19 protein-coding genes are annotated in these 21,592 nt (G+C 61.8%); 9 read left to right on the top strand and 10 right to left on the bottom strand.

Annotated elements, in window-relative coordinates; genetic code table 11:
• Positions 1 to 9 precede the first annotated feature (9 nt).
• The 3 genes from DTP52_RS09985 (at position 10) to DTP52_RS09975 (ending at position 3,241) form a co-directional block, all read left to right on the top strand.
• Positions 10 to 786: an amino acid ABC transporter permease gene (locus tag DTP52_RS09985; protein WP_109753204.1), complete on the top strand. Its 777-nt coding sequence runs from the start codon at positions 10 to 12 to the stop codon at positions 784 to 786.
• 2 nt (positions 787 to 788) lie between these two features.
• Positions 789 to 1,568, top strand: a complete 780-nt coding sequence (locus tag DTP52_RS09980) for an amino acid ABC transporter ATP-binding protein (RefSeq protein ID WP_109753203.1) — start codon at positions 789 to 791, stop codon at positions 1,566 to 1,568.
• A gap of 62 nt (positions 1,569 to 1,630) precedes the next feature.
• Positions 1,631 to 3,241 carry a gamma-glutamyltransferase family protein gene (locus tag DTP52_RS09975; protein WP_109753202.1) on the top strand — a complete coding sequence of 537 codons (1,611 nt, stop codon included), beginning with the start codon at positions 1,631 to 1,633 and terminating at the stop codon, positions 3,239 to 3,241.
• A 9-nt stretch (positions 3,242 to 3,250) separates the two neighbouring features.
• Here DTP52_RS09975 and DTP52_RS09970 read toward each other — a convergent pair whose 3' ends face one another.
• From DTP52_RS09970 to DTP52_RS09960, 3 genes are all read right to left on the bottom strand, one after another.
• On the bottom strand, positions 3,251 to 4,267 hold the full coding sequence (locus DTP52_RS09970) for an NADP-dependent oxidoreductase (RefSeq protein WP_109753201.1): 1,017 nt from the start codon (positions 4,265 to 4,267) through the stop codon (positions 3,251 to 3,253).
• Positions 4,268 to 4,365: 98 nt separating this feature from the next.
• Positions 4,366 to 5,154, bottom strand: coding sequence for an SDR family oxidoreductase (locus DTP52_RS09965; RefSeq protein ID WP_109753200.1), 789 nt, complete (start codon positions 5,152 to 5,154; stop codon positions 4,366 to 4,368).
• Between the two features lie 80 nt (positions 5,155 to 5,234).
• Positions 5,235 to 6,329 (bottom strand): alkene reductase, encoded by a 1,095-nt coding sequence (locus DTP52_RS09960; protein ID WP_109753199.1) that lies wholly within the window; start codon positions 6,327 to 6,329, stop codon positions 5,235 to 5,237.
• Between the two features lie 181 nt (positions 6,330 to 6,510).
• Between DTP52_RS09960 and DTP52_RS09955 the strand changes: the two genes are divergently transcribed.
• The gene (locus DTP52_RS09955) at positions 6,511 to 7,098 is read left to right on the top strand and encodes a TetR/AcrR family transcriptional regulator (RefSeq protein WP_109753198.1); all 588 of its coding nucleotides are present in this window, start codon (positions 6,511 to 6,513) and stop codon (positions 7,096 to 7,098) included.
• A 27-nt stretch (positions 7,099 to 7,125) separates the two neighbouring features.
• Here DTP52_RS09955 and DTP52_RS09950 read toward each other — a convergent pair whose 3' ends face one another.
• The 6 genes from DTP52_RS09950 to DTP52_RS09925 all read right to left on the bottom strand — a co-directional run bounded on the left by DTP52_RS09950 (position 7,126) and on the right by DTP52_RS09925 (position 13,967).
• Positions 7,126 to 8,118, bottom strand: a complete 993-nt coding sequence (locus DTP52_RS09950; RefSeq protein WP_109753197.1) for a LacI family DNA-binding transcriptional regulator — start codon at positions 8,116 to 8,118, stop codon at positions 7,126 to 7,128.
• 75 nt (positions 8,119 to 8,193) lie between these two features.
• Positions 8,194 to 9,696, bottom strand: a complete 1,503-nt coding sequence (locus DTP52_RS09945) for a glycoside hydrolase family 32 protein (RefSeq protein ID WP_178082474.1) — start codon at positions 9,694 to 9,696, stop codon at positions 8,194 to 8,196.
• Positions 9,693 to 10,838, bottom strand: coding sequence for an ABC transporter ATP-binding protein (locus DTP52_RS09940; protein WP_109753195.1), 1,146 nt, complete (start codon positions 10,836 to 10,838; stop codon positions 9,693 to 9,695). Before DTP52_RS09940 ends, DTP52_RS09945 begins: the two co-directional genes overlap by 4 nt.
• 31 nt (positions 10,839 to 10,869) lie before the next feature.
• Positions 10,870 to 11,712 (bottom strand): carbohydrate ABC transporter permease, encoded by an 843-nt coding sequence (locus DTP52_RS09935; protein WP_109753194.1) that lies wholly within the window; start codon positions 11,710 to 11,712, stop codon positions 10,870 to 10,872.
• Complete coding sequence (locus DTP52_RS09930) at positions 11,709 to 12,671, bottom strand: carbohydrate ABC transporter permease (protein WP_109753193.1); 963 nt, start codon at positions 12,669 to 12,671, stop codon at positions 11,709 to 11,711. Before DTP52_RS09930 ends, DTP52_RS09935 begins: the two co-directional genes overlap by 4 nt.
• Positions 12,672 to 12,692: 21 nt before the next feature.
• Entirely contained in the window at positions 12,693 to 13,967 is a 1,275-nt protein-coding gene (locus tag DTP52_RS09925; protein ID WP_109753192.1) for an ABC transporter substrate-binding protein, read from the bottom strand.
• Positions 13,968 to 14,136: 169 nt separating this feature from the next.
• Between DTP52_RS09925 and DTP52_RS09920 the strand changes: the two genes are divergently transcribed.
• Entirely contained in the window at positions 14,137 to 15,693 is a 1,557-nt protein-coding gene (locus DTP52_RS09920) for a carbohydrate porin (protein WP_109753191.1), read from the top strand.
• Between the two features lie 289 nt (positions 15,694 to 15,982).
• On the opposite strand, the gene kdgR is transcribed toward DTP52_RS09920, so the two are convergent.
• Positions 15,983 to 16,765 (bottom strand): DNA-binding transcriptional regulator KdgR, encoded by a 783-nt coding sequence (gene kdgR / locus DTP52_RS09910; RefSeq protein ID WP_109753190.1) that lies wholly within the window; start codon positions 16,763 to 16,765, stop codon positions 15,983 to 15,985.
• Between the two features lie 154 nt (positions 16,766 to 16,919).
• Between kdgR and DTP52_RS09905 the strand changes: the two genes are divergently transcribed.
• From DTP52_RS09905 to DTP52_RS09890, 4 genes are all read left to right on the top strand, one after another.
• Complete coding sequence (locus DTP52_RS09905; protein WP_109753385.1) at positions 16,920 to 17,921, top strand: sugar kinase; 1,002 nt, start codon at positions 16,920 to 16,922, stop codon at positions 17,919 to 17,921.
• A gap of 4 nt (positions 17,922 to 17,925) precedes the next feature.
• Positions 17,926 to 19,137, top strand: a complete 1,212-nt coding sequence (gene manD / locus DTP52_RS09900; RefSeq protein ID WP_109753189.1) for a D-mannonate dehydratase ManD — start codon at positions 17,926 to 17,928, stop codon at positions 19,135 to 19,137.
• 54 nt (positions 19,138 to 19,191) lie between these two features.
• Positions 19,192 to 20,223: a Zn-dependent oxidoreductase gene (locus DTP52_RS09895; protein WP_109753188.1), complete on the top strand. Its 1,032-nt coding sequence runs from the start codon at positions 19,192 to 19,194 to the stop codon at positions 20,221 to 20,223.
• 70 nt (positions 20,224 to 20,293) lie between these two features.
• Positions 20,294 to 21,586, top strand: a complete 1,293-nt coding sequence (locus DTP52_RS09890; protein WP_109753187.1) for an MFS transporter — start codon at positions 20,294 to 20,296, stop codon at positions 21,584 to 21,586.
• The last annotated feature ends 6 nt before the right edge of the window (positions 21,587 to 21,592 follow it).

The following is a 21,592-nucleotide window of genomic DNA, read 5'->3' as shown; positions in this document are numbered from 1 at the left end:
GAACCATCGATGAATTTCAATTGGGATGTGTTCTGGCAGTACCTGCTGCAGCCCAGTGGGGTGTACCTCACCGGGCTCTGGTTGACCTGCCTGATCAGCGTGCTGGCGATGCTGCTGGGTTGTGTGCTGGGGCTGGCCGCGGCGTTGCTGCGGTTGTCGCGTAACCCGTTGCTGAACCTGCCGGTACGCTTCTATGTATGGTTGATGCGCGGTACGCCGCTGCTGGTGCAGATCGTCTTTCTCTACACCGCGCTGGCCGCCGGCGGGATTTTCCGCTTCGAAGACATCGACCTGTTCGGCCTGGTCATTCCTGGCAATATCCAGGCCGCGATCATTGCCCTGGGCCTCAACGAGGGTGCCTACATGGCCGAGATCATCCGCGCCGGCATTGGCGCGGTGGACAAGGGCCAATACGAGGCCGGGCGTTCCCTGGGCATGACCTTCGCCAAACTGATGCGCCGCATTGTCTTGCCCCAGGCGTTCCGGGTCATCGTTCCGCCGCTGGGCAACGAGTTCAACGTGATGCTCAAGAACACCACGCTGGTCAGTGTGATCGGCGTCCAGGAACTGTTGCTCAGTACCCAGATGGTTACTTCGGCGACGTTCCGGGTGTTCGAGCTGTACCTGGTGGTGGCGATCTATTTCCTGTTGCTGACTACATTGTGGGGCTTTTTCCAGCGCTGGCTGGAGGCCCGTTTCGGCCAGTCGGACCGGCCTTCGTCGCCACCGCCGGCGTCGACGCGGATGTTCGGTCGCAGCACCCTGAACCTGCTGAGGGCTCGTTAACCATGGCGCACAAAAGCGAAGAGCTGATTATCGAGGCGCTGGACGTCCACAAGTCCTTCGGCGAGCTGCAGATTCTCAAGGGCATCTCCCTGCAAGTACGGCGCGGCGAAGTGGTGGTTCTGATCGGTGCCTCCGGCTCGGGCAAGACCACGTTCATTCGTTGCATCAACCTGCTGGAGGACATCCAGGGCGGCCGCATCCGCGTCAATGGCCGGGCCATGGGGTATCGCGAGCGGGCCGACGGCAGCCTGGTGCGTGAGTCGGAGCGCAACATTGCCCGTCAGCGCCGGGACATCGGCATGGTCTTCCAACGTTTCAACCTGTTCCCCCACATGACCGCCCTGGAGAACATCATCGAGGCGCCGATCCAGGTGCTCGGCGTGACTCGCGCCGCCGCGTTGGAGCAGGCCCGCGGGTTGCTGCAGCGGGTCGGCCTGGCGGACAAGGCCGATCATTACCCGTCGATGCTCTCCGGCGGCCAGCAGCAGCGGGTAGCGATCGCCCGGGCCTTGGCCATGAAACCCCAGGCCATGTTGTTCGACGAACCCACCAGCGCCCTCGACCCGGAGACCGTCGGCGAGGTGCTGCAAGTGATGAAGGAGTTGGCCGAGGAGGGGATGACCATGGTCGTGGTGACGCACGAAATGGGTTTTGCCCGGGAAGTGGCCGACCGCGTGGTGGTGCTGGATCAAGGCGAGCTCATCGAGCAAGGGCCGCCGGAGCAGATCTTCTGTCACCCCATTCACCCGCGTACCCGGGCTTTTCTCAGTCGGGTGCTTTGACCTGTGCACGATTGTCCATCCTGGATCCGGTCAATCAATTCTTGTATTGAAGAGCCTTCGCCATGCTGAAATTTTCTGCCCACGAGTATCCTTATCCATCGCAACGCCAGAGCGTTTTCGCCCGTCGGGGAATGGTCGCCGCGTCCCAGCCCCTGGCTGCCCAGGCGGGCATCGAGATCATGCAAAAAGGCGGCAATGCCATCGACGCCGCCATCGCCACGGCGGCGGCGCTGACGGTGGTGGAACCCACCGGTTGCGGCATCGGCGGTGACGCCTTCGCCCTGGTCTGGTGCAAGGGGCAGTTGCACGGCCTCAACGGCAACGGCCATGCACCCGCCGCCTTGAGTATCGAAGCGGTCAGGGCCGCTGGTCATGAACAGATGCCGCTCTATGGCTGGACACCGGTGACCGTCCCGGGTTGCCCATCGGCCTGGGCCGAGTTGTCCCGACGCTTTGGCAAGCTGCCCTTTGCCGAGCTGCTGCAACCGGCGATCAGCCTGGCGCGGGATGGCTTTGCGTTGTCGCCGGTGGTTGCCCATCAATGGCAGATCGCGGTGAACGAGTTCACGCCCCATCGCGATACCGTCCTGGAAACCTGGTTCGATACCTTTCTGATCGAAGGCCGTGCGCCACGGGCCGGGGAGGTTTTTCGCAACCTGGCCCAGGCCCGCACGCTCCAGGAGTTGGCCGACACCCACTGCGAAAGCCTCTATCGCGGTGCATTGGCCGAGCGCCTGGACGCCCATTCCCGAGCCAGTGGCGGTTACCTGCGCGCCTCGGACCTCAGGGATTACCGCGCCCAGTGGGTCGACCCTATCCACGTCAACTACCGAGGCGTGGATGTCTGGGAGATCCCGCCCAGTGGGCAGGGCCTGGTGGCCTTGATGGCGCTGAAGATACTGGAGGGCTTCGACTTCGATCATCGTGACAGCCAGCAGACCTGGCATCGCCAACTGGAGGCGATGAAGTTGGCCTACAGTGACGGCCTGCACTACATCACCGACCCGCTGCACATGCGTGTGGCGGTGGCTGACCTGCTCAGTGATGACTACAGCGCTCGCCGACGCGGGCAAATCGGCGAACAGGCCCAACCGCCCGTGCCCGGCGACCCCCACGCCAGCGGCACGGTGTACCTGGCGACCGCGGATGGGGAGGGCAATATGGTCTCGTTCATCCAGAGCAATTACCACGGGTTCGGTTCCGGCGTGGTGTTGCCCGACAGCGCTATCGCCCTGCAGAACCGTGGGCAGGAGTTCAGCCTCGATCCGAACCACGCCAACTGCCTGGCCCCGGGCAAGAAGACCTTCCATACCATCATTCCCGGATTTCTCACCCGCGATGGCGAGGCCCTCGGCCCCTTCGGCGTGATGGGCGGCTACATGCAGCCCCAGGGGCATGTGCAGATGGTCATGAACCTGGTGGATTTTGGCTTGAACCCGCAAGCGGCCCTGGACGCACCGCGCTGGCAATGGCTGGGGGGCATGAAGGTCGGGATCGAGCACGGGGCGTCACGGGACTTGGCCAACGCCCTGGCGCGACGGGGGCATGAGGTCCAGATCGCCAGCGACCTGACCGACTATGGCCGCGGCCAGATCATCCTGCGTGACCCGGTCAGCGGCGTGCTGTGCGGCGGGACCGAGCCTCGGGCGGATTCGCATATTGCTGTTTGGTGATGAGCGGTTTCACTCATCGGCCATTCCTGAGTGAACCTTGATGACAACCTTGCCCTTGGACCGTCCTTGTTCGACGTAGTCCAGGGCCTCGGCCGTCGCGTCGAAGGGGAAGGATCGGTCGACCACCGGCTTGAGGTTGCCGGACTCGACGAGCGTGGCGATTTCACGCAGTTGCGGACCACTGGCGCGCATGAACACGAAGGCGTAGCTCACGCCCTTTCGGCGGGCCTTGCGGCGTATACCGCTGCTCAACAGGCCCGTGATCAGTCTCAGCGGCCAGGAAAACCCCTGGGCCTGGGCGAACTGCGGGGTGGGTGGCCCCGAAATGGAAATGAGCTGGCCGCCGGGTTTGAGGATCTTCAGCGACTTCTCCAGTTCATCGGCGCCCAGGCTGTTCAACACGACGTCATAGTCCTGCAGAGCGCTTGAGAAATCCTGCTGCTTGTAATCGATGACAACGTCCGCCCCCAGCGCTTTGACCCAGGGCACATTGCCGGTGCTGGTGGAGGTTGCAACGAAGGCACCGAGGTGCTTGGCAAGCTGGATGGCGAGGTTGCCGACGCCACCTGAACCGGCCTGGATGAACACCTTTTGTCCTTTCTTCAATCGGGCTGTTTCAACCAGTACCTGCCAGGCCGTCAGGGCGGCCAAGGGCAGGGCGGCGGCTTCTTCCATGCTGACGTTCATGGGTTTCATGGCCAGGGCATTTTCGTTCACTGCAATCTGCTCGGCGAAGGTGCCGATGTGCCCGTCCGGGGCGCGGGCATAGACTTCATCACCTGGCTTGAATTGCTGGACGCGGGATCCCACACGCACCACGACCCCGGCCAAGTCATGGCCCAGCACCAAGGGAAATGAATAGGGCAGGATCAGTTTGAATTCGCCTTGGCTGATCTTGGAGTCCAGTGGATTGACGCTGGCGGCATGCACGCGGACCAGAACGTCGTGGTCACCCACTTCAGGGGCCGGTAGGTCGCCCATACGGCCACTGTTCCTGCCGTAGCGGTCGATTAAAAATGCCTTCATGGTGCTTTGCTCTCATAAGGGATGCAGCGCAGTGATCACCCGCCAGGCATCCAGGAATACCGGCGCTTTCCTTCGCGCCGGCGTCCGTTAGACGATGATCACGCCGGGTCTTGATAGCGTTCGGCAACATGGGACTGCCTGATTTGCCCGAGCAGCCCTTGGCGCGCTGCCTGCAAGGCATCCCAGCGTGCCTCTTCATGCAAGGGCGGTATGGTCACTGGCTCGCGACGATCAAAACCAACCAGCGCAGCATCGACCAGGTCACCGACTTCCATGATCTCATTCAGGGTATTGATATCGATGCCCGCGCGCTCCCATATCTCGGTACGGGTGGCCGCTGGCAGGACGGCTTGAACATAGACGCCTTTAGGGGATAGTTCCAGGCTGAGTCCCTGGGACAGAAACAACACGAAGGCCTTGGTCGCCCCATAGACCGACATCCCGAACTCCGGTGCCAGGCCAACAACGGAGCCGATATTGATGATCGCACCGTCACCCGCTTTGACCAGGCGTGGGGCGATGGCGCTGGCCAGCCGGACCAGCGCGATGGTGTTGAGCGACACGAGGTGCGTGACGCTGTCGGTCGATTGCTCGATGAAGGATCCGGATTGGGCGGCACCGGCGTTATTGACCAGGATGCCGATGTTGGCGTCATCGCGCAGTCGGGCTTCGACGGCCGTCAGATCGCTGATCCGGGTCAGGTCGGCCTGGAGAATATCGACGGCAACGTTGTGTTCGCTGCGCAGCTTGGCGGCCAGCGCTTCCAGGCGCGCGCTGTCGCGGGCCACCAGGACCAGATCGTGTCCACGTTGCGCAAAGCGCTGGGCATAGACAGCGCCGATGCCGGTGGACGCGCCAGTGATGAGAACGGTTGTGCGAGTGTCCATGGGGCAGTCTCTTCTTCAAGGGGGTTGATGAGCGAGTCGCGCGCGCTGTCGTTCAGGCGTGCGGTCGGGTCTGGCCGGTGTTACCGCACGCTGGACTCAGCGAGCGTTGGGTAGTCGATGTAGCCCGTCGCACCACCTCCGTAGAGGGTAGCGGGATTGAACGCCGACAAAGGCGAGCCGGTTTTCAGCCGCTCCACCAGATCCGGATTGCCGATGAACGGCCGGCCGAAGGCGATCAAATCAGCCTTGTCTTCGACGAGTCGTGAGGTGGCCAGGTCCAGGTCGTAGCCGTTGTTGGCGATGTAGGTGTTTTTGAAGCGCTGGCGCAAAGCACCAAAGTCGAAGGGTGCAACGTCGCGCGGTCCGCCTGTCGCACCTTCGACCACATGCAGATAAACGATATCCAGGGCGTTGAGCTGGTCGACCAGGTAGTCGAACTGAGGCTGTGGCGCGCTGCTGGACACACCGTTGGCCGGCGAGACAGGCGATATGCGCAGGCCGGTGCGTTTGGCGCCGACTTCTTTCACGACGGCCGCGGTCACTTCCAGCAGCAGGCGAGCACGATTTTCAATCGAGCCGCCGTAGGCATCGGTACGCACGTTGGCGCCGTCCTTGATGAACTGGTCCAGCAAATAGCCGTTCGCGCCGTGGATTTCTACACCGTCAAATCCCGCAGCGATGGCGTTCGCCGCTGCCTGGCGAAAATCATTGACGATCCCGGGCAATTCGCTGATGTCCAGCGCGCGCGGCGCCGAGACGTCCTCGAAACGGTTGTTGACGAATACCTTGGTCGCCGGACGCAAAGCGGAGGGTGCCACTGGCGCGGCGCCGTTCTCTTGCAGGTCGACGTGGGAAACGCGGCCGACATGCCACAACTGCAGAAAAATTCGCCCGCCTTTGGCATGCACGGCATCGGTGACCGTACGCCAGCCGTCGATCTGCGCCTGGGTGTAGATCCCGGGTGTGTCCTGATAACCCTGTCCTTGCTGCGAAATCTGCGACGCTTCGGAGATGAGCAGGCCTGCTGACGCTCGCTGGCTGTAGTAAGTGGCAGCGAACTCGCTCGGTACAAAGCCTTGCCCCGCACGGTTACGTGTCAGCGGTGCCAGGACCACTCGGTTGGACAGCGTGAGATCACCCAGCTTATGGGGTGTGAACAGATTCCGGTCGGTCATGGCGTCTTGTTTCCGTAGGTTTGGATAAAGGATCGCGTGCAGTCTGGCGAGGCATCGACTCAGTCGAGCTCGGTCTGTTATTAGGATGATGATCGAAATCTAAGCTGTCAACGAATTTGATTACACCCGACATCTATGTATGATGCGAGCATGATTTTCGAGCAGCACGAGGGAGTGAAAAATGCGAGTGACCAAGGCCCAGGCCCAGGCAAATCGGGAGCACATCGTCAAGACGGCCTCTGTCCTGTTTCGCGAGCGAGGCTTTGACGGCGTAGGGGTGGCGGACCTGATGGCGGCCGCCGGCTTCACCCATGGCGGTTTCTACAAACATTTCGGCTCCAAGGCCGACTTGATGGCAGAAGCGGCCGCCAGCAGCCTTGCGCAATCGCTGACCGACAGCTCGGGCCTCGGCGTGCCTGGGTTCATCAATCTTTACGTGTCCAGGGACCACCGTGACGGCCGGGGCGACGGTTGCACCCTGTCGGCCCTGTGTGGGGACGCTGCGCGTCAATCGCCTGAGCTGAAGGCCACCTTTGCCAGCGGCGTGGAAAACACGCTGGCCGCACTCGAACGCCACTACGAGGCGGGGCAAGACGCGCCGCAGGAGACGATCAGGGCCAAGATGCTCGACACGTTGGCGCATGCCGTCGGTGCGATCATGTTGTCTCGCGCCTGTCCGGACGATTCCGCGCTGGCCGATGAAATACTCGAGGTTTGCCGCGCCCGGATAATCGCGGCGCTGCCGCCGTCGCCGGCGAAGCAGCCTTGATGCAAGGACACCGGGTACCGATTGACCTTATAGCGACGCCCTGACCACCAGCGGGCAATCCACGGGCTGGGCACCCGATACCTCGAGGTTCTCGATCAGGTGCCGGGCAGCCTGGCGACCGATCTCGTAGTACGGCAGTTGTACCGTTGTCAGGGGTGGGATGAACAACTCAGCGATGCCGATCATGTTGTCATAACCGAGCACAGCGACATCGTCGGGAATCTTCAGGCCACGGCCCAGCAACAGCTGATAGGCACAAAAGGCAATGCGATCGTTGCCGCAGACCAGGATGTCGAATTGCGGACGGCCGTCGACGATATGCCGGTCAAGAATGGCGGCGGTTTCACCATAGGCGTCGTGATCGGAAAGGTCGTATTGCAGGAGTGCCTCGGGCGCGAGCGCGAATGCCTGGCAGGCGCGTTGCAGGCCTTGTTGGCGCAGGCGCCAGGCAACGCTCTTCCTGGGCAAATTGATGCACAGCGGGCGCCGATAGCCTTGGCTCAACGCATGCGCCATGGCTCGATGCTGTCCAGCTTCATCATCCGGCACATAACTGACCAACTGGTTGTCGTCCGCCAGGCAGTTGGCGAGCACCAGCGGTTTGCTCTTGAGTCGCTCGGGAATGCTCACCTGGCGCAATCCCATGGCGCTGAAGATCAATCCGTCAGGGCGATGCGACAGCATCAGGTCGATGTTCTGGTCGGTGGGCGGGTTGCTCAACAGGTTGAGAATGAAGACGTTCCAGCCTGCCTGCTGCGCGGTCTGTTCGATGGACAACAGCAGCTCGACGGCGAATGGCGTGGTTGCAGTGTCCAACGCGAACACACCGATGGTGCGCGCCTGCAAGTTGTCGCCGCGCATCCTGCGCGCCGACAGGCTCGGTACGAATTGCAGTTCATCAATGGCGCGACGTACCCGCTGAAGGGTCTCGGGGCTCAGTTTTTCCGGCGTGTTGAGCGCGCGCGAAACCGTCATTAGGGATACGCCGGCCAGCTGTGCAACGTCTTTCACGGAAGTCATGCGAAGTGCGGCCAGTCAGGTTGACGCAGAATCATGACACAGGGCCCGGGCTTCTCGCGACTCCAATGGCGGTACTCACAACCAGCCCGAGGCCAACGGCCACGCCTTGGGAATGGCGACGCGCCCGCCAGTGCCGTTTGCCAACAGTTTCACCCCGAGGCTGTCGGGCCGCGGATAGAGGCGGCTGCTGAGGCTGAAGCGGCCGTTTTCCTCAAACACTTCGATGGACGAGCGATCGAGAAACACCCGCAGGTGCAGTCGCGTTTGTGCCCGTTCTATCGACACGCTGCGCTGACCGCTCACCTGGGCGCCCGAGTGGCTGCGATCGAGCACCAGGCGTTGCAGTGACGCGTCGTAGTAAAGCAGGGTTTGCTCCTGCTCATCGGCACTGCAGCGCAAGGCGATGCCCAGGTGGCCTTCGGTACAGTCGAGCAGATCCAGGTGCACGTGGATTTCGAGCCTGTCGCCTTTCACCTGCGGTACCCAGCGGCTGCCCGACTCGCCCCACGGCGCGATGCTCGGTAACGGCGCCTGGCGCAGCGCGACCAGTTCCCGCGCCGGAAACACGCCAAGGCGATCGCCCTGCAGTTCAAGTTCGCGGGGCAGGCCAAGCATGCCGCACCAGTGATGGGCCTGGCTCGGCATCGGGCTTTCCCACATGTCGAGCCAGGCCCACACCAGGCGCCGACCATCGGCGGCCTCCAGCGTTTGCGCGGCATAGAAATCGTGGCCGTTATCCAGTTCGATGAACGGCCCGCCGGTGAAGTGCCATTCACTGTCGAGCCGGCCAATGCGGTAGCCGGTCTGGTACTTGTTGAGTCGTTCGTAGCCAACTGGTCGCATGCCCTGGGGGGAGTACAGCAGTACGTCACGCCCGTTCAGGCGAAACAGGTCCGGGCATTCCCACATGTAGCCATCGCCCTCATTGCCGCTGGACACGTAGTCAAGGAACTCCCAGGCGCGCAAGTCGGTGGAGCGGTATAACGGCAGCAGCGGCGTGTCGCCCAGGCGCGCGCCGGCAATCAAGTACCAATAGCCATCCGACTGCCAGACCTTGGGGTCGCGAAAGTGCATGATCGCGGCTTGCGGTGCGTCCTCTATGACGGCGCCATGCTTGACGAACCGGACGCCGTCGACACTGGTGGCCAGGCACTGGACCTGGCGTATCAGACGTTCGTCGCCGACTTCTCCCAACCATGTGTGCCCGGTGTAGATCAGCGCCAGGGTGTCGCCACACACCACCGCACTACCGGAAAAACAGCCGTCGCGGTCGAAGTCATCCCCCGGTGCCAGGGCAATGGGCAGATGCTGCCAATGGACCAGGTCGGCGCTTTTGGCGTGACCCCAGTACATCGGACCCCATTTGGCGTCGAAGGGGTGGTGTTGGTAGAACACGTGGTATTCGCCACGAAAAAACACCACCCCGTTAGGGTCGTTCATCCAGCCCGCGACAGGCGCCAGATGATAGTCAGGGCGATAATCGTCGATGACGCGGGACTGGGCGTCACTCAGCGCCTGCTGCGCACGTTCGAGAGGAGTTGGCATTGGTGCGTTCATGGTATTCACAGACAGGGTCATAGAACGCCTGCTTTTGGCGAGCGCTGGGGGATGTCCTGTGCAAGGACTTCAATGACGGCAGGATGGCGTCTCAGGGCTGTATCGTCGGCATCGAACAGGTGCAGATTGTCGAACGCCAGTTGCAGTTCAACCCGATCGCCCACGTGCCATCCGGCGTTGACCTCGCAGCGACAGATCAAGGGTTCATCCTCGCCTGTCTCCAGGTGCACGTAGGTCTCGCTGCCCAGGTATTCGACCCCGGCCACGACGACTCCGGCGTTTCCCTGCGCGGCTATGAGCGACACGTGTTCCGGGCGAACCCCGAGGGTCAGCGGGCTGTCCGCTGCCAGGTGGGCGCTGTCGAAGGGAAGGGGCGTCATCCCCAATAAGGGACTATCGATCAGGCTGGTTTCGCCGGGAGTATGCAGGCGTGCCGGCAGAAAGTTCATCTTGGGCGAGCCGAGGAAACCGGCGACAAAACGGCTGGCCGGATGCTCGTAGAGTTCCCGTGGCGAGCCGACCTGCTCGATACGGCCGCCATTGAGCACGACAATCTTGTCGGCCAGGGTCATCGCTTCAACCTGATCGTGGGTCACGTAGATCATGGTCGAGCCCAATCGCCCATGCAGTCGGGCGATTTCGTTGCGCATCTGCACGCGCAGGGAGGCGTCCAGGTTGGACAGCGGTTCGTCGAACAACAGGATGTCCGGTTCCCGTGCCATGGCCCGGCCCATGGCGACCCGCTGGCGCTGGCCTCCCGAGAGTTCCCTTGGCTTGCGTTGCAACAGTTTGTCCAATTGCAGGATCCGCGCGGTTTTCAGCACCCGCTCGCGCAGGCTGGTCTTTTCGGTCTTGGCCAGCTTGAGGCCGAAGCTGATGTTGTCGTAGACGCTCATGTGCGGGTACAGCGCATAGGACTGAAATACCATGCCGACGCCGCGCTCGCGCGGTTCCAGGTCGTTGACCCGGCGTCCGTCGATCAGCAGGTCGCCGCCACAGATCGAATCCAGTCCGGCGATCAATCGCAGCAGGGTCGACTTTCCGCAGCCCGAAGGGCCGACGAAGACCACGAATTCACCCGCCGAGATTTCCAGGCTGACGTCGCGAAGAATGCGTGCGCCGCCCAATTGTTTGTTCACGTTGTCCAGCTTCAACTTGATCACGATGCTGTTCCTTTCTTGTCTGTGTTGGGCCTCAACCCTTTAACGCGCCGGCAGTGAGGCCGGAAACGATGCGGCGCTGGAAGATCAGCACCAGAATCACCAATGGGACCGTGACCAGCACCGATGCCGCCATCAACAGGCCCCAAGGCAGCTCATGGGGGCTGCCGCCGGAAATCAATGCGATGGCGACCGGGACCGTGCGTTGCGAGTCGGTCAGGGTGAAGGTCAGGGCAAACAGGAACTCGTTCCAGGCGGCGATGAAGGCCAGGAGGCCAGTGGTGACCAGGGCCGGCCAGAGCAATGGCAACAGCACGCGGGTCAGCGTGACCCAGGGTGATGCACCGTCCATGATGGCGGCCTCTTCCAGTTCATGAGGCAGTTGTCCCATGAAGGTGGTCAGCACCCAGACGGTGAAGGGCAGGGTGAAAATCGTGTAGCTCAGGATCAACGCCCAGGATGTGTTGTACAGGCCCAGGGCACGGATCACCTCGAACAATCCCGACAGCACCGCGACTTGCGGAAACATCGAGACACCGAGGACCATCATCAACACCGTACCGCGTCCGCGAAACTTCACACGGCCCAAGGCATACGCGGCGGTCAGGCTGAGGAACAGCGCCAGCGTGACCACGCACAGCGCCACCACCAGCGAGTTGCCGATGGCCCGCAGGAACGAGGCCTGGTTGAGCACGGCGGCATAGTTGGAGAAATCCGGGTTATCGATCCAGTAGCTGACCTGGAACAAGGCGCTGGACGGCTTCAGCGACGTCACGATGGCGTAGTAGAAAGGGAAGACCGCATACACCAGCAAGATGCCGATCAGGCACCAGAACCCGAGACGCAGCAGGGATTTTTTCAGCAGGCGCGGGCTCATGAGCGGACCTCCAGCTGACGGCGTCCGAGGTACAGGTAAACCATGGCGATCACCGCAACGACCAGGAACAGCAAGGTCGAGGCGGCGCTGCCGTAACCGACGTCCTGGAACTCCACCAGATGCTGGCGGGCATAGACCGACATACTCATGGTGCTCGACGAGTTCGAGGTCAGCACATAGATGACGTCGAATACCCGCAAGGAATCGAGGATGCGAAAGATCGCCGCCACCAGCAACGCTGGCATCAGCAGCGGCAGGGTGACCCGCCAGAACACTTTCACCGGGTGGATGCCGTCGACCCTGGCGGCTTCGTAGCAGTCGCTGGGCAACATCTGCAAGGCCGCCAGCATCAGCAGGGTGACGAAGGGCACGGTCTTCCAGACGTCGACGATGATCACCGCCCACATCGACAGATCCGCATCGGCGGTCCAGGCCAGGGGCGCGTCGATCAGGCCGAGGCCCAGCATCAGGTGATTGATGATGCCGAACTGATCGTTGAGCATCCATGACCAGATCTTCGCCGAGACGATGGTCGGGATCGCCCAGGGGATCAGGATCAACGCCCGCACCAGGGCGCGTCCGCCGAACTGGACGTTGAGCAGCAACGCCACCAGCAGCCCCAGGACGATTTCCAGCCCCACCGACACCACGGTGAAATGCAAGGTGTTGCGCACCGCGTTCCACCACTGTGGATCGACAAGCAGGCCTGACCAACCAGCACTGCTGTGAAACAGATAATTACTCAAGCCGACAAAGGTCGCGTCGCCGGTGTCGGCCAGGCTGGCGTCGGTCAGGCTGAACCAGAAGGTGCGCAGCAGTGGCCAGGCCGCCACCAGCGCCAGGCATAGCAACATTGGGGTCAGAAACAGCCAGGCGGCGCGAACGCGACGGCGTTGTACCGGTGTTTCCCGGGTGAGCAGGTACTCGCCGTCGGGGGCGAGTGTGGTGGAGACAGACATGGTGATTTCCTTCCTTGTGGCTTACCAGTTCCGGCGTTTGATGCGCGTGAGTTCGCTTTCCAGTTCGGCCAGCGCCTGATCCACCGGCCGCTCGCCCGCCAGCACGCCATGCACTTGATCGAAGAACGCATTGGAGACCCGTGGATAGCGGTCGGCGGTGATTGAAGCGGGGCGCATGACCCCATCGTTGAGGATGCTGCGCAGTTGGCTGTAGTAAGGCATGGCCGCGAGCAATTCGGGGTCCTGGTACAGCGATTCGATCACTGGGTTATAGGCGCCAACCAGGGCGCGGTGTTTCTGCTGTTGGGCGCTGCTCAGGTAGCTCACCAGTTCTGCGGCGAGCTTGGGATTGGCGCTGTAGCGCGATACCGCCAGGCCCCAGCCGCCGAGGGTGGATGCGTGGGAACCCATCGCGCCGCCGCGGGGCAGGGGCGCGACGCCGACCTTGTCTTTAACCGCGCTGTCCTGGCTTTGCACCAGGGCCCAGACATAAGGCCAATTACGCATGAATAACGCATTGCCCGACTGGAAGACGCCGCGCCCTTCCTCCTCGGTGTAATTGAGCACGCCACGGGGGGCGATGTCCCCGACCCAGCTCTTGGCCAGGGTCAACGCCGCCCTTGAGGCCGGGCTGTTGACCACGATGTCGCCTCGCGTGTTGACCAGCCCGCCTTGGGGTTGGCTGCTGATCCACTCCAGGGCATTACAGGTCAGGCCTTCGTAGGCGCGTCCCTGGAATACATAACCCCAGGCATTGGCGTTCCCGGCATCGCGCTCGGCCTGCTGGACAGTCCTGGCGGTCGCCGTCATTTCCTCCCAGGTCTGGGGCACGGGCTTGTTGTACTTCTCGAGCAGGTCCTTGCGGTAATACAACAGCCCTGAGTCGGTGAACCACGGCATGGTCACCAGGCGGCCGTTCACCGTGGCGTTGTCCACCTGGGCCTGGAAGTAACCCTGGGTAGCGTTGGCAGGCAGCACCTCGCGCAGGTCCATCAAATGCTTGGCCAACATTCCCGGCCACACCATGTCGATCTGGATGATGTCGATGTCGCTGGACTGCGCGCTGAGGATCTGCTGGTAGAACGACAACCGCTCGGTCGCCGAGTTAGGCGTGGAAACCACCTCGACGCCGTTGCCGGTCTGCTTCGACCACGCCTCGACGGCTTCCTTGCAAAGCTGCAATTCAGCACCCACGGCACCGCAGGAAATCGTCAGGTTGGCGGCTGTGGAGATGGACGGAAACCCGACACAAAGGCCGAGCAATGCCGCTGGAAGGAGCGATTTGAGTTGTTTCATAAAGCCCTCTTTATTTTTGTTTTTAGAAAAGTTAACGTTAACATCGCCAAATGTAGCAGTGTATTTGCGATGAGGCATCCTTTTTTTCCTGAGTTCTGACAATTCAGAACCTGGGTGAAAAAGGCCGCTCGCGGCAACAGAACAATAAAAACAAAACAGGGAAATCCACATGCAGAAAGCATCAAGCTGGCTACTCGCAAGCGTGCTCGGCGCCTCGGCGGCCACCTCTCAGGCCGCGACTCTGGAAGAGCGCATGGCCGCGTTCGAGGCCCGTGCCAGCGCAGCGGAAAAGCGTGCCGCCGCCGCCGAACAACAAACCCAGGCGCTTGCCAGGGAACTGCAGCAAATCAAACTCGCCGCGCCCGCCATGCAACCGGCGGTGTCCGTCGCTGAGACCCCCACGCTGGATGCTCGCCTGGCTAAACTCGAAGCCCGCCAGCAAAGCACGGAAAAGCAGGGCAGTGGCCCACACCTCACTGACGGCTTCAGCTTCAAGGGCTACGCCCGCTCCGGGTTGCTGATCAATGATGGGTTGGGCGGCGGTCGTGGCGGCCCGTATACCACCCCGGCGGGCTCTGTCGGTGGCGCCGTCGGGCGACTTGGCAACGAGGACGACACCTACATGCGCATCGACCTGTCGAAAGAGCTGTACGCGCAGAACGGCACCCGCTCCAAATTCACGGTGTCCATCGCCGATGGCGTGGAGAGTTCCAACGACTGGACCGCCGAGGAAAGCAACCTGAACGTGCGCCAGGTGTTTACCGAACTCGATCACCTGGCGGCATTCAAGGGCAACTCGATGTTCGAAAATTCCACCCTGTGGGCAGGCAAGCGCTTCGACAGGGACAACTTCGACATCCATTGGCTGGACTCCGACGTTGTCTACCTGGCCGGCACCGGCGGCGGTATCTACGACGTGCAGATGAACAAGGACTGGCGCTCGAATTATTCGCTGATCGGTCGTAACTACGGGGATTTCAGCGAGGGCGGCGTCAATGCCGATGTGGAAAGCTACATCCTGACGTCCAACCAGTTTTTCGACGGTGGGCAGTGGCAGTGGATGTTCAACGCCATTGGTTCGAAGAAAAACGACTTCGGCACGCGCACCAATGAAGCGGGGCTGACGCCGGCCGATTCCGGCTTGCACAGCATGGTCGCCAATCACCAGAAAACTTTCTTCGGCCGCGAGGGCTTCTTCAAGACCGCGCTGCTCTATGGGCAGGGTTTGGGGGCTGAGGTCAAGAACATCGGCGCTGATGGCGAACTGATCGACGATGCCCGTGCCCTGCGTGTGGCGCTGTACGGCGAGACGCCCCTGGCGCCCAACTGGCGCATCGGCCCGAGCCTGTTGGCCGAGCAAAGCAAGGACCGCTACGTCAAGGGCGACGACTATCGTTGGATGACCCTGAACGTGCGGTTGGCCAACGAAATCAACAGCAATTTCGAAATGGCCTACGAGATGAGTTGGCAAACCATGCAGCTCGACCCCAAGGGCTACCTGCAACGCAATGCGGTCGACGGTAACTTCTGGAAGTTCACGGTCGCCCCGACCTTCAAGCCAGACCTGGGCGATCTGCTCACGCGTCCCGAGCTACGCCTGTTCGCCAGCGTGATGAACTGGTCGTCGGACCTGGACCGGTACAGCACCACGGATTCCTTCGGCAAGACCGACTTCAACGCCGGCGGCGTCTGGCAGTACGGCATGCAGATGGAAACCTGGTTCTGAGACCCGCCAGTCGAGACCTGTGGGAGCGAGCTTGCTCGCGATAGCGGTGGATCAGCCTGGACAGGTGTTGGATGTGCCGCCGTCATCGCGAGCAAGCCCGCTCCCACAGGTAATGTGGTCCACTTAGGAAAAACGTGGACTCTGTGGCGAGGGAGCTTGCTCCCGCTCGGCTGCGAAGCAGTCGTGAACCGGCGGTTGCGGTGTGTCTGATGCTCCGCATTCGGCAGGTTTTGGGGCCGCTGCGCAGCCCAGCGGGAGCAAGCTCCCTCGCCACGGTTGTCGACGGCTATTACCGTGCATGCCAACCCAGCTGACCTGAGATCTGTTGGGTGGCTTGCATCAGTTGCTTGACGTAGTCCTGCTTCAACTCTTCCCTGAAGCGAAAGCAGGGGAATGAAACGCTCATCCCGCCGATCACGTGGCCAAAGCGGTCGCGGATCGGTGCCGCCAGGCAACGCATGTTGTCTTCGAACTCTTCATGATCCTCGGCGTAGCCTTGTTGGCGAACGGTCTCCAGTTCCTGCAGATACGCCTCGGCACTGGTCAAGGTATTGGCTGTGCGGCGCTCGAAGCTTTCCTGCGCAAGGTGCGCCAGCAGCTCTTCTTCTTCAAGCCAGGCCATCAGCACCTTGCCGATGCCGGTGCAGTACAGCGGTGCCCGCCGACCGATCCGCGAGTACATGCGCAGGTTGTACTTGGAGTCGATCTTGTGCACGTAGACGATGCTGCCTTCGTCGAGAATCCCCAGGTGGACGGTCTCGCCCGTCAGCTCGTTGATCCGCCGCATGCCCGGCTCCGCTTCCCGGACGATGTCGAGGTGGGGCAGGGCCTGGGCGCCCAGTTCGAAGAGCCGCACGCTGAGGCGATAGCGATCCTCGGCATCCTGCACCACATACCCCCGCGCCTTGAGCGACTGCAAAAAGCGATAAACCGTGGCCTTGGACATGTCCAGTTTGGTGGCGATTTCCGAGACGCCGCTTTCTTCCGGATGCTCGGCCAGTGCCTCGAGCACGGCCATGGTCCGGCCCACTGCCGACACCAGCTCGTTGTTTGGAATGACGCTGTTGTCCATGAAGGCTCCAACGTGAAAAGTAAAACTCAAGGATATACGCAAGCAGAACAAAACGCTGTTTCATTTTTGCTTGACGAGACCGGAAATCTGACTAGACTCGGGCCTTGAGATAAAAATGAAACGCCGTTTTAAAAACAAGAAAGGCGCGTTGATTATGGATATAACGCTTAACCATGGCCCGGAGATCCGCTTCGCCCGTCCACTGAAGGTGGCGTTGGTAGGGGAATGCATGATCGAGATGCGTGGTGAACCGGGTGCCGCGATCATGCAGACCTTCGGTGGCGATACGCTCAACACCGCGGTCTACCTGGCCCGATTGAATCCCCGTGGCGCAGTTGCCCTGGACTACATGACGGCCGTAGGCAGCGATGCGTTCAGCGTTGCCATGCGCCGGTCCTGGCTGGATGAAGGGATCGGTGACGTCCATGTCCGCGTGATTGAAGACGCGCTGCCGGGGCTGTATTTCATCCAGACCGATCCGCGTGGCGAGCGGCGTTTCCTCTACTGGCGCGGGGAGGCAGCGGCGCGGCGCATGTTCGACGGCCCCGAGGCCGACACCCTGCTCAATGGACTGGCCGATTACGACTACGTCTACCTGAGCGGCATCAGCCTGGCGATCCTTACGCCAGAAGGGCGCCAACGCCTGATCCAGGCCTTGCACCTGGCGCGCCGAGGGGGCACGCGCATTGTTTTCGACAACAACTACCGTCCCCACCTCTGGCCCGATCCCGAAGCGGCCCGGCAGGTCTACCGCGAACTATTGCGCCTGACCGACCTGGCCCTGATCACCTGGGAAGATGACGCCATCCTGTTCGGCTACCGCGACACCGATGCCTTGTTCAGTGCTTATGCGCAGGAGGGAGTCGGCGAAGTGGCCCTCAAGCGCGGCGCCGACTCCTGCTTGATCCAATGCCCGGCTGGCCGTTTCGAAGTGCCCGCCCAGCATGTTGCCCATGTCATCGATACCACCGCCGCCGGCGATTCGTTCAACGCCGCTTACCTGGCCTGCCGCCTGCGGGGCGGCGACCCGGAGCAGGCCGCCCGCTGGGGCCATCGCCTGGCGGCCCAGGTTGTCCAGTACCGGGGGGCGCTGATTCCCCAGGCGGCGATGCCGAAAATGGGCGCGTCCTCTCTTTCTTCTGTTGCACAGGTCTGACTTTATGAAAATCGTTGAAGCGCGCGTCATCGTCACCTGCCCGGGTCGCAATCTGGTTACGTTGAAGATCGTCACCGATGAAGGTCTCTACGGCATTGGCGATGCAACCTTGAATGGCCGCGAACTGGCGGTCGTCGCCTATCTGGAGGAGCACGTCCTGCCCGCGCTGATCGGCCGCGATGCCCATCGCATCGAAGACATCTGGCAGTACCTCTATCGCGGTGCGTATTGGCGCCGTGGCCCGGTGACCATGACCGCTATCGCCGCCGTCGACGTGGCACTCTGGGACATCAAGGCCAAGGCCGCGAACATGCCGTTGTACCAGTTGCTCGGTGGCAAGAGTCGCGAGCGGGTAATGGTCTACGGGCATGCCACCGGCAAGGACATCGAAGGCTGCCTGGACGAAGTCGCTCGCCATGTCGAGTTGGGCTACAAGGCCGTGCGCGTGCAATGCGGCATACCGGGTATCGCCACCACCTACGGCGTCGCCAAGCGCAGCGGCGAACGCTATGAGCCGGCCGACAGCGACCTGCCCGCCGAACACGTCTGGGACACTGCCAAATACCTCAACCACGTGCCCAAGCTGTTTGCCGCCGTGCGTGAACGCTTTGGCGACGACCTGCATATCCTTCACGACGTGCACCATCGCCTGACGCCCATCGAAGCGGGGCGCCTGGGCAAGGCCGTGGAGCCGTACAACCTGTTCTGGCTCGAAGACTGTACGCCGGCCGAAAACCAGCAGAGCTTTCGCCTGATCCGCCAGCACACCACCACGCCCCTGGCGGTTGGCGAGGTGTTCAACTCCATCCATGACTGTCGCGAGTTGATCCAGGAACAGTTGATCGACTACATCCGCACGACGCTGGTGCATGCCGGCGGCATCACCCATGTGCGGCGCATTGCCGATTTCGCCGCACTGTTCCAGGTGCGTACCGGTTTTCACGGCGCCACCGATCTGTCACCGGTGTGCATGGGGGCGGCCCTGCATTTCGATACCTGGGTGCCCAATTTCGGCATCCAGGAACATATGCCTCATGAAGAGCGCATCGATGAAGTCTTCCCCCATGCTTATCGCTTCGAGGACGGTCATTTCACGCCCGGCGATGCGCCGGGGCATGGCGTCGACATTGATGAAGACCTCGCCCGCCAATACCCCTACAAGCGCGCCAGCCTGCCGGTCAACCGTCTTGAAGACGGCACGCTCTGGCACTGGTGAAGCGTTTCCAACCCATCAAGCGGCGGGGCGGATATCCCCGCCAGGAGTGACCCGATGAAAGCGTTCCAGGTAAGAGCACCCTTCGAGTTCGGGCTGGCCCAGGTCGACCGACCCCAGGTTGCCCATGGCGAGGTCCAGGTCGATGTGGCCTACGCCGGCATCTGCGGCTCGGACATGCACATCATTCATGGGCAGAACGCATTCGTGCGTTTCCCCCGAGTCACCGGCCATGAGTTTTCCGGGGTGATCCGGCAAGTTGGCGAAGGTGTCGAACACCTGCAAGTGGGCGATCGGGTGTGCATCGATCCGGTGATCAGTTGCGGCACCTGTTATCCCTGCCGCATCGGCCGACCGAATGTCTGCACGCGGCTGCAAGTGATCGGCGTGCATCGTGACGGTGGTTTCAGCGAGCAGGTGTGCGTACCGGCCGAGAACGCCCACCGCTTGCCCGATTCGATGTCCCTCAGCCACGGTGCCCTGGTGGAGCCTTATTCCATTGCCCTGAATGTGCTCGATCGCATGCAGCCCCATCCGGGCGACAGCGTGCTGATCTACGGTGCCGGGGTGATCGGCCTGACCCTGGTGCAGATGGCCCGGGCACTGGGGCTGACCGACATCACCGTGACCGATGTCATCGACAGTCGCCTGGAGACGGCGCGGGCACTGGGTGCGAGCCGGACCCTCAACGGCCAGCAAGTCGATGTCGAAGCCACGATGCGTGAACTCACCCAGGGTGAAGGCGTGCCGTTGATTGTCGACGCCGCCTGCATCCCGGCACTGATGCCGCAGATGGTGCGCCTGGCCTCGCCGGCCGGACGCATCGGCCTGCTGGGGTTCAATGCCACGCCCAGCGACCTGGTGCAGTTGGAGATGATCAAGAAGGAACTGACCCTGGTGGGCTCACGGCTCAATAACCGCAAGTTCCCCAAGGTGATCGAACTGATCGCCAGCGGCCAGTTGCAGGTCCAGGACCTGATCAGCCATCGCGTCACGTTCGACGAAATGCCCGGTGCCATCGACCTGATCGAAAAACACCCCGAGCAAACCCGAAAGGTACTGGTGGAACTGACGAACGCCCACCACTGATCTTCCGACCTTATCGTGCCCGAGTGCGGGCACCCTCACCGAATAAACACAACAAGCGGGAGGCTCCACCATGTTTGGTCAAGGACGTAGCTTAATCATCATCATGCTGTTCCTGGCCGGGGTCATCAATTACCTCGACCGCTCGGCATTGTCTGTGGCGGCGCCTTTCATCCAGAAGGACTACGGTCTGAGTACGGGTGAAATGGGCATGATCTTCAGCAGTTTTTTCGTTGGCTATGCCGCCTTCAATTTCATCGGTGGCTGGGCCGCCGACCGTTATGGCGCCAAGACCACGCTGCTGTTGGCCATGGTCTTGTGGTCGTTGTTCAGCGGCCTGACCGTGCTGACGGTGGGCTTCGCTTCGCTGGTGCTCATCCGGATTCTGTTCGGCATGGGCGAAGGACCGCTGAGCGTTACCACCAGCAAAATGGTGAACAACTGGTACACCCCCAAGCGCAGGGCGCGGGCGATAGGCACGTCGATGTCCGGCACGCCATTGGGCGGGGCGATTTCCGGTCCCGTGGTAGGCTTTATCGCCGTCACCTACGGCTGGAAGATGTCGTTCATTATCATCATGCTGATCGGCCTGGTCTGGGCGGCGGTGTGGTTCAAGTTCGTCAAGGAAAGGCCAGAGGGCGAGGGTGCCGAGGAGATTCTTCGGGCCGAGGGGCAAAGCGAGCTGGCGGCACAACCGGTGTTTCCGCTGCGGTACTACCTCAAGCAACCGACGGTGCTGTTCACGTCCCTGGCGTTCTTTTCCTATAACTACACGCTGTTCTTCTTCCTGACCTGGTTCCCCAGCTACCTGACCATGGCCCACGGCCTGAACGTCAAGGACATGAGCATCGCCACGGTCATTCCCTGGGTCCTGGGTTTCCTCGGCCTGGCCTTGGGCGGTTTCATTTCCGACTTCGTGTTCAAGAAAACCGGGCGGATGATGTTCTCGCGTAAAGTGGTGCTGGTGACATGCCTGTTGGCCTGCGCCGTCTGTATCGCTTGTGCCGGGATGGTCAAGACCTTGTATCCGGCGGTCATCCTCGTCGCCTTGGCAGTGTTCTTCCTTTACCTCACCGGCGCTATTTACTGGGCGATCATCCAGGACACCGTCCCGGCGGCGCGGGTGGGTGGGGTCAGTGGCTTCATGCACTTTCTGGCGAACACCTCGGGCATTGTCGGCCCAACCTTGACCGGCTTTCTGGTGCAATTCACCGGCTCGTTCACCAGTGCGTTCCTGCTGGCGGGACTGTTGACCGTGATCGGTGCCGTGTGTGTGGCACGCTATGTGAAACCCCTGGCGCTAGCTAATACCGGCGACTCGGCGGCACAAGGTTCGCAACCGGCTTCGGCCCTGAGCCATCCCTGAACAGAA

This window comes from Pseudomonas sp. 43mfcvi1.1 (genome assembly GCF_900115935.1).
GTDB lineage: Bacteria > Pseudomonadota > Gammaproteobacteria > Pseudomonadales > Pseudomonadaceae > Aquipseudomonas > Aquipseudomonas bijieensis.
Note: the sequence above shows the minus strand (reverse complement) of the source record. Positions and strands in the feature narration are given on the sequence as shown.